At 60.1% G+C, this 13,343-nt stretch carries 9 protein-coding genes; 7 read left to right on the forward strand and 2 right to left on the reverse strand.

Annotated features, from left to right (window positions below):
- The first annotated feature begins 7 nt into the window (after positions 1-7).
- The 7 genes from groL to ACP3RB_RS01685 all read left to right on the forward strand — a co-directional run bounded on the left by groL (position 8) and on the right by ACP3RB_RS01685 (position 9,362).
- Positions 8-1,594: a chaperonin GroEL gene (gene groL, locus ACP3RB_RS01655; protein WP_294630489.1), complete on the forward strand. Its 1,587-nt coding sequence runs from the start codon at positions 8-10 to the stop codon at positions 1,592-1,594.
- A gap of 308 nt (positions 1,595-1,902) precedes the next feature.
- Positions 1,903-3,420, forward strand: a complete 1,518-nt coding sequence (guaB, locus tag ACP3RB_RS01660) for an IMP dehydrogenase (protein ID WP_060824453.1) — start codon at positions 1,903-1,905, stop codon at positions 3,418-3,420.
- 145 nt (positions 3,421-3,565) lie between these two features.
- Positions 3,566-4,696, forward strand: coding sequence for a GuaB3 family IMP dehydrogenase-related protein (locus ACP3RB_RS01665; protein WP_049356381.1), 1,131 nt, complete (start codon positions 3,566-3,568; stop codon positions 4,694-4,696).
- A 219-nt stretch (positions 4,697-4,915) separates the two neighbouring features.
- The gene (gene guaA / locus ACP3RB_RS01670) at positions 4,916-6,508 is read left to right on the forward strand and encodes a glutamine-hydrolyzing GMP synthase (protein WP_426699238.1); all 1,593 of its coding nucleotides are present in this window, start codon (positions 4,916-4,918) and stop codon (positions 6,506-6,508) included.
- A gap of 216 nt (positions 6,509-6,724) precedes the next feature.
- On the forward strand, positions 6,725-6,991 hold the full coding sequence (locus ACP3RB_RS01675; protein WP_070593719.1) for a type II toxin-antitoxin system Phd/YefM family antitoxin: 267 nt from the start codon (positions 6,725-6,727) through the stop codon (positions 6,989-6,991).
- Between the two features lie 9 nt (positions 6,992-7,000).
- Positions 7,001-7,423, forward strand: coding sequence for a type II toxin-antitoxin system VapC family toxin (locus ACP3RB_RS01680; protein ID WP_426699239.1), 423 nt, complete (start codon positions 7,001-7,003; stop codon positions 7,421-7,423).
- 973 nt (positions 7,424-8,396) lie between these two features.
- On the forward strand, positions 8,397-9,362 hold the full coding sequence (locus tag ACP3RB_RS01685; RefSeq protein ID WP_426699240.1) for an AEC family transporter: 966 nt from the start codon (positions 8,397-8,399) through the stop codon (positions 9,360-9,362).
- A 189-nt stretch (positions 9,363-9,551) separates the two neighbouring features.
- On the opposite strand, the gene ACP3RB_RS01690 is transcribed toward ACP3RB_RS01685, so the two are convergent.
- Together ACP3RB_RS01690 and ACP3RB_RS01695 are read right to left on the reverse strand one after the other, a co-directional pair.
- Positions 9,552-11,357 (reverse strand): glycoside hydrolase family 13 protein, encoded by a 1,806-nt coding sequence (locus ACP3RB_RS01690; protein WP_426699241.1) that lies wholly within the window; start codon positions 11,355-11,357, stop codon positions 9,552-9,554.
- A 132-nt stretch (positions 11,358-11,489) separates the two neighbouring features.
- Positions 11,490-13,301, reverse strand: a complete 1,812-nt coding sequence (locus ACP3RB_RS01695; RefSeq protein WP_426699242.1) for an alpha-glucosidase — start codon at positions 13,299-13,301, stop codon at positions 11,490-11,492.
- Between the last annotated feature and the right edge of the window lie 42 nt (positions 13,302-13,343).

Genomic DNA, 13,343 nt, shown 5'->3' on the forward strand with positions numbered 1-13,343 from the left:
CGAACACATGGCTAAGCAGCTTGAATTCAACGATGCCGCCCGCAAGTCCCTGCAGGCCGGTGTCGATAAGCTGGCAAACGCGGTCAAGGTAACCCTCGGCCCGCGCGGGCGCAACGTTGTGCTCGACAAGCAGTGGGGTGCACCCGTCATCACCAACGACGGCGTGTCCATTGCCCGCGAAATTGAACTGGACGACCCGTACGAGAACCTGGGCGCCCAGCTGGCGAAGGAAGTCGCCACCAAGACCAACGACGTAGCCGGTGACGGTACCACCACCGCAACCGTGCTCGCACAGGCACTGGTCAACGAGGGCCTGCGCAACGTCACCAGCGGCGCGGCACCCGCCGACGTCAAGCGCGGCATTGAGGCTGCTGTGGAGGCTGTCTCCGCACGCCTGCTCGAGAACGCACGCCCCGTGCAGGGCCCCGAAGTGGCGCACGTTGCCGCTATCTCCGCGCAGTCCGAGCAGATTGGTGAGCTGCTGGCTCGCGCCTTCGAGAAGGTCGGCCAGGACGGCGTCATCACCATCGAAGACGGCTCCTCCACCGAAATCGAACTGGACATCACCGAAGGTATGCAGTTCGACAAGGGCTACCTCTCGCCCTCCTTCGTCACCGACGCTGAGCGTGGCGAAGCAGTGCTGGAGAACAGCCTCGTGCTGCTCTACCAGGGCAAGATTTCCACCATCGCAGAAATCATGCCCGTGCTCGAGAAGATCGTTCAGGCGAAGAAGCCGCTGACCATCATCGCAGAAGACGTTGACGGTGAGGCGCTTTCCGCACTCGTCGTGAACAAGCTGCGCGGCACCATCAACGTGGTCGCCCTGAAGGCTCCCGGTTTCGGTGACCGCCGCAAGGCAATCATGCAGGATCTGGCAATCCTGACCGGCGGCACCGTCGTGACCGGTGAGCTCGGCATCGACCTGCCGCAGGTCACCCTGGAGCACCTGGGCTCGGCACGCCGCGTGACCGTCACCAAGTCCCACACCACCATCGTTGACGGCGGCGGCGACCCCGAGGCAATCGAGGACCGCGTGCAGCAGCTGCGCCGCGAAATTGAGCGCGTGGATTCCGAATGGGACCGCGAGAAGCTCAAGGAGCGCCTGGCTAAGCTCGCCGGCGGCGTGGGCGTCATCAAGGTCGGTGCCGCAACCGAGGTTGAGGCGAAGGAACGCAAGCACCGCATCGAGGATGCTGTGTCCTCCACCCGTGCAGCACTGGAAGAAGGCATCGTCTCCGGTGGCGGTTCCGCACTGGTTCACGCGCTGAAGGCACTGGACGGCATGGACCTGGGCAACCACGACGCAAACGTGGGTGTACAGATTGTTCGCCGTGCCCTGGTTCAGCCGCTGCGCTGGATCGCTGAGAACGCTGGCGAAGACGGCTACGTCGTCGTCTCCAAGGTCTCCGAGCTGCCCGTGGGCCACGGCTTCAACGCCAAGACCGGCGAGTACGTGGACCTCATTGAAGCCGGCGTGATTGACCCGGTGAAGGTGACCCGTTCGGCTCTGCAGAACGCATCCTCCATCGCGGCTCTGGTGCTGACCACCGAGACCCTGGTGGTTGAGAAGCCCGAAGAAACTGAAGAAGCCTAAATAGCGTGTGTGCCCGGTGCCGCCCCTCCATCGTGGAGGCGGTACCGGGCACTCGCTGTCGGTAGGCTCGGATGCGCTCGCGGTCGCGGGGGCGTTAGAACCTGTCGACAGCCTCCCGCTGAGGAATGCTTACTCTGAGTGCTTCTCAGCAAAGAAACCTTTAGCGGTTTACTATAGAAGGTAAGCTGCTCCCGTTTGCGCTCAAACCACCTTGTGGGGTGCGGGCAGACGGTTCGTACCGCATCTTGACATATGCAACGTATAGGCTGAGCTTCTCACCGATGAAGCCAGCATCCGAAAGGTAGACAATGACCATTCCCACCGCTCTGTCCGAGGATCCCTTCGGCTTCACCGGCCTGACCTACGATGACGTGCTGCTGCTGCCCGGCAACACCGACGTCATCCCCTCCGATGCGGACACCTCCACCCGCCTGTCCAAGCGCATCACCCTGAACACCCCCATCATTTCCGCCGCAATGGACACCGTGACCGACTCCGCTATGGCAATCGCTATGGCACGTCTGGGCGGTATGGGCGTTATCCACCGCAACCTCTCGATCGAGGACCAGGCGGCACACGTGGACCGCGTGAAGCGCTCCGAGTCCGGCATGATCATTAACCCCGTCACCATCGGTGCTGACGCAACCATCGCCGAATACGACGAGGTCTGCGGCTACTACAAGGTCTCCGGTCTGCCCGTCGTCAGCGAAGAGGGCGTGCTGGAAGGTATCATCACCAACCGCGATATCCGCTACATCTCCCGTTCCGATTACGAGGGCATTCGCGTCCGCGACATCATGACCCCTATGCCGCTGGTCACCGCGCACCCCAGCGTCACCAAGGACGAAGCATTCGCGCTGCTGTCCCACAACAAGATTGAGCGTCTGCCCCTGGTTGATGACGCAGGCAAGCTCGCCGGTCTGATTACCCTCAAGGACTTCGTCAAGACTGAGCAGTACCCCAACGCCACCAAGGATGAGGACGGCCGCCTGCGTGCCGGCGCCGCTATCGGCTTCTTCGGCGACGGCTACGAGCGCGCAATGACCCTGGTCGAGGCAGGCGTCGACGCACTGTTCGTGGACACCGCAAACGGCCACTCCCAGGGCGTGCTCGACATGATCGCCCGCCTGAAGAAGGACCCCGCCGCAGCACACGTGGACGTCATCGGCGGCCAGGCTGCAACCCGCCTGGGCGCACAGGCAATCATCGACGCCGGCGCTGACGGCGTGAAGGTCGGCGTTGGCCCCGGCTCCATCTGCACCACCCGCATTATCGCCGGTGTTGGCGTTCCCCAGGTGACCGCTATCAACGAGTCCGCTAAGGCGGCAATCCCGGCAGGCGTGCCGCTGATTGCTGACGGCGGTATGCAGCACTCCGGCGAGATCGGCAAGGCACTGGTTGCCGGCGCTGACTCCGTGATGCTCGGCTCCCTGCTGGCTGGTACCACCGAGTCCCCCGGTGAGTTGATTTTCATGAACGGTAAGCAGTACAAGGCATACCGCGGCATGGGTTCGCTCGGCGCGATGCAGACCCGCGGCCGCCACAAGTCCTTCTCCAAGGACCGCTACTTCCAGGCTGACGTCTCCAGCGAAGAGAAGCTGATCCCCGAGGGCATTGAGGGTCAGGTTCCCTTCCGCGGCCCGCTCTCCGCAGTGATTCACCAGCTCGAAGGTGGCCTGCGCCAGACCATGTTCTACGTCGGTTCCCGCACCATCGAGGAGCTCAAGTACAAGGGTCAGTTCGTGCGCATCACCCCCGCAGGTCTGAAGGAATCGCACCCGCACGACATCATGATGACCGTTGAGGCACCGAACTACCGCGGCTAAAACGCCTCACCAACGATGATTCGCCGCATGGTGTGCACACCGTGCGCCGTTGAGCCCGCCCCATACCCGTTCAGGTATTGGGCGGGCATCGGCGCGAATAACGCCCAGCGGCACCCCTCAAACCGAATTCGAAAGGATTCACCCCATGTCTGAAATTCAGATTGGCCTCTCCAAGAACGCCCGCCCCACCTACTCCCTGGACGATGTGGCGCTGATTCCCACCCGCCGTACCCGCGACCGTCGCGACGTTGACACCTCCTGGCAGATTGACGCGTTCAAGTTCGACACCCCCATCATTGGCGCGCCCATGGACTCGGTCATGTCTCCGGCGACCGCCATTGCGCTGGGTAAACTGGGTGGCCTGGGCGTGCTGAACCTCGAGGGCCTGTGGACCCGCTACGAGGACCCGCAGCCGCTGCTCGACGAGATTGTTGAGCTGCCCGAGGCGGACCCCGCCTCCGCAACCACCCGCATGCAGCAGATTTACTCCGAGCCGATTAAGCCGGAACTGATCACTGCACGCCTGGAAGAGATTCGTGACTCCGGTGTGGTTGTTGCCGGTTCGCTGAGCCCGCAGAATACCCAGGAGCACTACGAGACCGTGGTGAAGGCTGGCGTTGAGCTGTTTGTCATCCGCGGCGCGTCCGTCTCTGCTGAGCACATTTCGACCTCGCACGAGCCGCTGAACCTGAAGAAGTTCATCTACGAGCTCGATGTTCCGGTCATCGTTGGTGGCGTGGCTGGCTACTCGCAGGCTAAGCACCTGATGCGTACCGGCGCAGCCGGCGTGCTGGTGGGCTTCGGCGGCGGTTCTGCACAGACTACCCGCCAGGGCCTGGGCATCTCCGCACCGATGGCAACCGCTATCGCCGACGTGGCTGCGGCACGTTCGGACTACCTGGATGAGTCCGGCGGCCGCTACGTGCACGTGATTGCTGACGGCTCCTTGGGCCGCTCCGGCGACATGGTGAAGGCGCTCGCACTGGGCGCTGACGCTGTCATGCTGGGTGCTCCGCTGGCTCGCGCGTCCGAGGCTCCCGGCCAGGGCTGGTACTGGGGCAACGAGGCGCACTCGCTGGACTTCCCGCGCGGCGTGCGCACCCCGCTGGGTGTTGTTGGCTCCCTGGAGGAGGTCCTGTACGGCCCTTCGCACCACGTGAACGGCACCAGCAATATTGTCGGTGCGCTCAAGCGCGCAATGGCTAACTGCGGTTACCTGGACCTGAAGAAGTTCCAGAAGGCGGACCTGACCGTGGTTCCCGCGTACCGCGGCTAATGTAGCTTCATGAATCACCGCTTGGCGGTTGGCAGGTTTTGGTCTGCCGGTCGCCGGGCGGTGCTTTCTATACGCATGCTCTACCCCCGTTAGGGCATGTAGCAGCACCCCGGGATGGGGGAGCGGCTACGTACCGTCGGCGGCGTACAGCGATAGCGTAAAATAGATGTATCCCCGCGCAAGTGCGCGGATTAGTACCAACACGTTGAGGTAATTTTCGTGACCAACTCTGTGAACCTGGACCAGCTCGAAGAGCGTCCCGTCCTGGTGGTAGATTACGGTGCACAGTACGCGCAGCTCATCGCTCGTCGCGTGCGTGAAGCCGGCATCTACTCCGAAATCGTCCCCCACTCCATGAGCACCGAGAAGATGCTCGCCAAGAACCCGGCAGCCATCGTGCTCTCCGGTGGCCCCTCCTCGGTCTACGCCGATGGCGCACCCAAGGGCGACAAGACCCTGTTCGAAGCTGGCGTGCCGATCTTCGGTATCTGCTACGGCTTCCAGGTGATGGCCCAGACCCTCGGCGGCACCGTCGCCCAGACCGGTCTGCGCGAATACGGCGCAACCGACGCTGTGGTCTGCGCTGAGAACTCCTCCTTCCTCACCGGCACCCCCACCACCCAGAACGTGTGGATGTCTCACGGTGACTCCGTGACCGAAGCCCCCGAAGGCTTCGAGGTGCTGGCAAAGACCCCCGGCGCATCCGTGGCAGCATTCGTGGACGAGTCCCGCAAGCTCGGCGGTGTGCAGTGGCACCCCGAGGTGAAGCACTCCGACTACGGCCAGGTCGCCCTGGAGAACTTCCTCTACAATGTGGCAGGCCTGAAGCCCACCTGGTCCACCAACAACATCATCGAAGAGCAGGTCGCTAAGATCCGCGAGCAGGTCGGTAACGACCGCGTCATCTGCGCGCTCTCCGGCGGCGTTGACTCCTCCGTGGCAGCAGCACTCGTGCACAAGGCTGTTGGCGACCAGCTCACCTGCTTCTTCATCGACCACGGTCTGCTCCGTGAGGGCGAGCGTGAACAGGTCGAGCAGGACTACGCAGCATCCATGGGTATCAAGGTCATCACCATCGACGAGTCGGAGCGTTTCCTCTCCGCACTCGAGGGTATCACCGAGCCCGAGGCGAAGCGTAAGGCTATCGGCCGCGAGTTCATCCGCTCCTTCGAAGAGGCACAGCGCAAGCTGATTGCTGAGGCAGGCGAAGAGGGCGCAGACATCAAGTTCCTGGTCCAGGGCACCCTGTACCCGGACGTTGTCGAGTCCGGCGGCGGCGACGGCACCGCAAACATTAAGAGCCACCACAACGTGGGCGGCCTTCCCGACGACCTGACCTTCGAACTGGTTGAGCCGCTGCGCACCCTGTTCAAGGACGAGGTCCGCGCTATCGGTCGTGAGCTCGGCGTTCCCGAGAAGATCGTGGCACGTCAGCCGTTCCCCGGCCCCGGCCTGGGCATCCGCATTGTCGGCGAGGTTACCCGCGAGAACCTGGAGACCCTGCGTGCCGCTGACGCTATCGTGCGTGAAGAGCTGACCGCAGCAGGTCAGGACGAGCACATCTGGCAGTGCCCCGTGGTTCTGCTGGCTGGCGTTCGTTCCGTGGGCGTTCAGGGCGACGGCCGTACTTACGGCCACCCGATTGTGCTGCGCCCGGTCTCTTCGGAAGACGCAATGACCGCTGACTGGTCGCGCCTGCCGTACGACCTGCTGGCTAAGATCTCGAACCGTATTACCAACGAGGTCAAGGACGTTAACCGAGTGGTGCTGGACGTTACCTCCAAGCCCCCGGGAACCATTGAGTGGGAGTAATCCCGCTGTGGGCTACCTAGCTTTGTAGCGGGGAGCCTGTGAAGAAGCCGCCCGGTGCATCCGAATGTGGATGCGCCGGGCGGCTTCTTCGTATCTTCCTAACGATATATAGCGGGTCTGAAGATGGAGGGGTTGTCGTAGTACTGAAAGGAAAATATAATGTAGCTACGTAGTAACATTCTTTATGTTTTTGTGTTGTGCGTAGAAGGGGAAATCATGACCGTTATGACTAGCCGCGAGTTCAATCAGAACCTCGCCAAAGCCCAGAAGCAGGCTCAGCAATCACCCGTAATTATCACTAAGCGTGGTGAACCCACCTATGTCCTTATGACCTATGAAGAGTATTCGCGTAGTCAGAATGAGAGCTCTTCCCTGTATGACTTCTTCGCCAACTACCCTCAACCTGCTGAAGGTATGGACCTGCCCGAAGAATTCCCCACGGCAGAACGTTCCGCACATCAGCGCCCCATTGTGGAGTTCTAGGGGACAACGATGTACCTGCTTGATACCAATATCATTTCTGAGTTGTGGAAGCTCTCACGCGGTAAGGCTGACCCTGTTTTTGAGTCATGGTTTCGCCGTTATTCAGAAAAGCCACTCTATATTAGCGTCGTGACCCTGATGGAGCTGGAGCGTGGAGTACTCGCCATGGAACGTAAAGATCCAGCACAAGGAGCATACCTGCGTGAATGGTGCTCGGCAGTTCGAGAGAAATTTCAGAAACGAACTCTTGTTATTGACGGGGCTGTAGCTGATTGTTGCGCTGGGCTTCATGTGCCGGATAAAGCACCGGAGAACGATGCCTGGATTGCTGCGACCGCGCTGACGCACGGTCTTACCCTTGTAACGCGCAATGTTAAAGATTTTGAGCGTCTGCATGTTCGACTCCTGAACCCCTTCGAACCTGCAATATAGCGAAGGCAAGGCCTGTGAAGGAGCCGCCCGGCGCATCCGAATGTGGATGCGCCGGGCGGCTTCTTGAGCAAAGTCGTGTAGAAAAAGGGAAAGCGTTTTAGGATTTATAAAAAATCGTCTATTTATTTAAACTGCGAGTCTAAATAAAAATGCACTCCAAATAAATGCCCTAAAAAACTATGCCGAGAAATAAACCTTTTTAGTGCGGATGATGTGGATGGCGAATCGAATCACGCCAATGAGCGCTCGACCCCAACCCAAAATGCAGCGCAAAAAACGTACCAAAACAGCAGAACCCAAACGCGCACGCCATATACACGCCGTAGGTCAGCATCATAAACTCAGAATCGTGACTCACTCCCGAAGCGACATTCAACACCAATGAGACGCCCAGAATGACAAGCCACACAGCGCTCGCAGCCGCAATCAGCCACGAGATAACACTCAACACCGGGTGAGGCACCCTAAAGGTCTGCTCAGGGTTCTCAGAGGCGGGTACAGTGGCTACAGAAGCTGTAGCAGGGGCAGTAAACAGAGCAGAAGAGCGCCGCGGAATATGCGCATCAGCATGCTGGCTAGAAGCCTGCGCAGGACGCTTCACAGATTGCTGGGGGACGCCTCCAGCATCGGGAGGGGAAGAATGATACGGTTGCTGCATTGCGGGCTCCTGCATATTTAGTCTTACGGGAGAAGAAACAGCCTAGTTCCTCATCTCGTAAGAAATGAGTGACGGTGATAGAACGAAAGAATGTGGCGGAAAATATATTCTCTCTATATTTCAAGATTAGAAGCGAACCGTATAAAAAACGAGAGCATCAGCGAATAAGATGCAATATGACGCGAAAATTTCGAAAAATACAACAAAAAATCAATAAACCTCAACCTGAAGGTTCAGGGTAGGGTTATTAGACAGGGACCTTAGCCGTAAAACAACGGCGCAGACACAGCAACAGCGAAAGGAACGAGCATGGGAATGATCCTCCCACTCCTCTACTTAGGGGTAGGCTTCGGACTCGCAACGTTGCTACCCGAGCGCTGGAGCAACCGCCTGAAAGAAAGCGCCTCCGCCCTGCTGACCCGCTGGATTATCCCCACCGTCATCGTCTACATCGTCGCCACCAGTCGTCCCGAACTCTTCTTCATGGCAGCCTCCACCATGGTGCTCATGGCGCTTCTCGTACGCTGCGCCGCCTTCTTCACGAACGACCCGGTACAACGGCTCGCCCTCGTCTACCTCAACGCCGGAATCTTCGGAATCCCCGTAGTCGCCAGCTTCTGGGGCGAGGAAGCCGTACGCCTCTACGTCGGCGCGTACATCGGCAACTCCGTCATGGGTAATATCCTCGGCACCTCACTCATGCGCAGAGAAACCAATACAGACGGACTCACGACTAGCCGAGCCAAGCCCACCCGAAAAGCTGTCACACGCAAAGCTGCCGTCGGTGCAGTACTGCGGTCCCTGCTCACGAACCGCCCCATTATCGCCGTAGCAACCGGGCTGATATGCCTGCCAGTCGGACCGTTCCTCAACACCCACGCCGCCGGTATCTACCGGCTCATCACCTGGGTCTTCAGCTTCGTAGGGCTCATGGTGCTCGGCATGTGGCTGAGCACCGCTCGCCTGCACCGAACCGACCTAACACAAGCCTTCCGGTGGGCCGTACTCCGTGTCGTGCTCGTGAGCGTCTACAGCGTCGGCGTACTAACCGCCGCACACTGGATGCACACGCACACCGGGGTGCACCTTGAGCAGCTACTGGCACACCCGCAGGTACTTTTTATCCTCGGAGTGCTACCGCCAGCCGCTAATATCGTCATTCTGGAAACCCACTACCGGCACGAAGGAACAGCCGCACCCATTATCGCCTCCGGAGCAGTCGTCAGTCTGGGAATGATAGCGCTCGCCGTGCCGATCCTGCAGCTGGTTCTCTCCGGCTAAGCAGAGCCTCCAGCTAAGCCGAGAATCTAGCTAAGCAGAGCCAAGAAAGCACGCCGGGACAACAACCCGGGACAACACAGGGGAGAACGCAGAGGGCAACACAAAAGGAGGGCGGGGGCATAAGCCTCACCCTCCTTCTGCTGTCTATCACCTTATCGGCACGCCGTAGCACTCAACGAGCTACAACGCTTAGCGAACGATGTGGTACACCTTCGCCTCGTAGGGGCGCAGGGTCGAACCCGCATCGTCCTTGTAGTTCGAGCTCACCAGCTCAACACGAGCACCAGCCTCACGAGCCTCATTCAGCACAGCGAAGTCGCGCTCCTGCTCCTCAGCGGTGAAGTTCGAAACAACCAGCAAAGACTCGTTTGCGGGGCTGCCGTCCGCACCACCGGTACGGGTGTACGCGTACACAGCCTCGTCCTCGTTGTGCGGAACCTGAACCGAATCCACCGGAGCGAAGGACGCGTAAACCATCAGGTCCTTCAGCTTGCCGCGGCGCAGAGCCACCAGCTGCTGGTAGTGGTAGAAGACCGAATCCTCATCAGCCAGAACAGCCTCAGCGTTAATTGCCGGGTAGTTCGGGTTCACCGCAATCCACGGGGTCACGCCCTCGGGGCTGAAACCAGCGTTAGCGGAGGCATCCCACTGAACCGGGGTACGAGCGTTGTCGCGGCCCTTAATGTAGATCGCCTGCATCGCCTCTTCGTGGCTCAGACGCTTGTGGTCAACGTGCATGTCCTCGTAGAAGCGAATCGAGTCACCATCGCGGTAATCCTCAATCGAATCGAACTTCACGTTGGTCATGCCCAGCTCTTCACCCTGGTAAATGTACGGGGTGCCCTGCATGAAGTGCAGGGTGGTCGCCAGCTGCTTAGCGGACAGGGTGCGGAACTCATCCGAATCGTTACCGAAACGGGAGACAACGCGCGGCTGGTCGTGGTTGTTCCAGTACAGCGAACCCCAGGCGTTACCTTCCAGGGTGGTCTGCCACTCGTTCAGGATGCGCTTGAGCTCGGTCAGCTTGTACGGCGCGTAGGACCACTTGCCGCCCAGCTTGCCGTTCGGGTCGTTATCCACGCCCATGTGATCGAAGTGGAAGATCATGTTCAGCTCACCGGTGTGGTAGCCGGCCCACAGCTTAGCGTCCTGGGGGCTGGTTGCGCTGGTCTCGCCCACGGTCATCACGTCGTAGCGGCTGAAGGTCTCGCGGGTGAGCTCCTTCATCCACGGGTGCACCATGGTGCCGTTCGAGATGACGAACGGAATCGAGGAAGTGTGCTTCTCAAAGTCGGTGGAGGGGTCATCCGGGAAGCCCTCGGGCTTGGAGATGATGTTGATAGCGTCCAGGCGGAAGCCGTCAACGCCCTTGTCCAGCCACCAGCGGACCATGGAGTACAGGTCCTCGCGAACCTTCTCGTTCTCCCAGTTCAGGTCGGGCTGTTCCTTGAAGAAGATGTGCAGGTAGAACTGGCCGGTCGCCTCGTCCCACTCCCACGCCGGGCCGCCGAACTCGGACGCCCAGTTGTTCGGAGGAATCGGGTTACCGTCCTCGTCGAAGCCCTTCGGGTCCTTCCAAATGTAGTAGTCGCGGTAGGGGTTGTCCTTGGAAGAGCGGGACTCCTTGAACCAGGGGTGCTCATCGGAGGTGTGGTTTGCGACCAGGTCCATCAGGATCTTGATGCCGTGCTTGTGGGCGGTTTCGAGCATCTCGTCGAAGTCTTCCATGGTGCCGAAGTCACTCATGATGGCGAAGTAGTCAGAGATGTCGTAGCCGTTGTCCACGTTCGGCGAGTCGAACACGGGGGAGAGCCAGATGACGTTGATGCCCAGCTTAGCCAGGTAGGGCAGCTTCTCGGTGATGCCCTTCAGGTCGCCGATACCGTCGCCGTTCGCGTCGTTGAAGGAGCGGGGGTACACCTGGTACACCACGGCTTCCTTCCACCACTGGCGGCCTTCGTAGGAGGGAACCTCGTATGCCTCGGAGTTGCTCATAATTGCCTTTCTGTACTGGCTATCCAGCCGAAAAGAGGAACAAATTGTGTCTGTGATTGAAGTATAGGGCGAGGGGGCCCGGAATGTCTGTACCGGATCCCCCTCGCGCATTACATTTTGGGGTGTGCTTACTTACGCGTTACCGAAGAGGTACACCTTCGCCTCGTAGGGGCGCAGCAAGGTGCCCTCGTCGGTGAATTCACGGTTCTCATCGCGGTAGTTCGAGCTGATCAGCTTCGGGCTGTTCTCGATGGCCTTCAGCTCAGTCGGGGAGAGAGCCTGCGAGTTGGTCAGCACCACCGAGTCCAGGTTGCCGCCCGCGTAGTTCAGCTGAACGGTGTCATCGCTGAAGTTAGCGACGACCAGCAGAGCGCGCTCGCCGGTTGCTGCGGCGTCCTCGTCGGAGTTCACGCGCAGGTAGGCGTAGACCTGTTCGTCTTCTTCATCCAGTAGGCGGTACTCGCCGGTCAGGACGATCGGGTGCTCGCGGCGCAGGCTAATCAGGTCGCGGTAGTGGTAGAACACGGAATCCTGGTCAGCGAGCTCAGCCTCCGCGTTGATTTCGGTGTAGCGCGGGTTCAGCTTCAGCCACGGGGTGCCGGAGGTGAAGCCTGCGTTCTCGCCGGCGGTCCACTGCATGGGGGTGCGTGCGTTGTCGCGACCGGAGGCGCTGATGTAGCGCAGCATGTCCTCAGCGGAGACGCGACCCGACTCTTCAACGTACTTGCGCCAGGAGTCGTGAATCTCCAGGTCGTTGTAGTCCTTCACATCGTCGAAGAAGACGTTGGTCATGCCCAGCTCTTCACCCTGGTAGATGTAGGGGGTGCCCTGCATCAGGTGCAGTACGGTGCCCAGCATCTTGGCGCTGACGGTGCGGTACTCGGGGGAGTCGTTACCGAAGCGGGAGACGGTGCGCGGCTGGTCGTGGTTGTTCCAGTACAGGGAGTTCCAGCCGCGGCCGTGCAGGCCCTCCTGCCAGTGGGTGAGGATCTTCTTGAGGTCAACCAGGTTGAAGTGGCGGTCGGACCACTTGCCGGTCACGCCACCTTCGGAGGCGTCCACATCCATGTGCTCGAACTGGAACACCATCTGCAGTTCGTTGCGGTCGAAACCGGTGTAGAGCGCGGCGTCGTCCACAGTCACGCAGGGGGTTTCACCCACGGTCATGACCGGGTACTTACTCAAGACCTCGCGGTTCATTTCCTGCAGGAATTCGTGCACGCGCGGGCCGTTAGCAGCGACAGCCAGGCAGTTGTCGAGGCCGCCAGCGAGGACTGCCGGGTCATCGGGGAAGGAGAGGTCCTTGGAGATCAGGTTGATGACGTCCATACGGAATCCGTCCACGCCTTTGTCCAGCCAGAAGCGCATGATGTCGTAGACCTCTTCGCGGACCTTCGGGTTCTCCCAGTTCAGGTCGGGCTGCTTGATGGAGAAGTAGTGCAGGTAGAACTGGCCGGTCGCCTCGTCCCATTCCCACACGGAGGGGCTGAAGCAGGAAATCCAGTTGTTCGGCGGAATCGGCTTGCCGTCCTCGTCGAAGCCCTTGGGGTCGCGCCAGATGTAGTAGTCGCGGTAGGGGTTGTCCTTGGAGGAGCGTGCCTGCTTGAACCATTCGTGCTCGTCAGAGGTGTGGTTGACGACCAGGTCCATCATGAGCTTGATGCCGTGCTTGTGCGCGGTTTCGAGCAGCTCATCGAAGTCTTCCATGGTGCCGAACTCGGTCATGATGGCGCGGTAATCGGAAATGTCGTAGCCGTTGTCATCGTTCGGGGAAGCGTAGATGGGCGAGAGCCACAGCACCTGAATACCCAGCTTGGCGAGGTACGGAATCTTCTCGGTAATGCCGGGCAGATCGCCGATGCCGTCGCCATTGGAGTCGTTGAAGGAGCGGGGGTAGATCTGGTAGACCACCGGTTCCTGCCACCACTGGGTTTGGGTCGTCATGATTGTTCCTTCTCTTGGGGTCGTAATGGGTGTTGGTGCGAT

Source organism: Rothia mucilaginosa (assembly GCF_049990865.1).
Classification (GTDB): domain Bacteria; phylum Actinomycetota; class Actinomycetes; order Actinomycetales; family Micrococcaceae; genus Rothia; species Rothia mucilaginosa_I.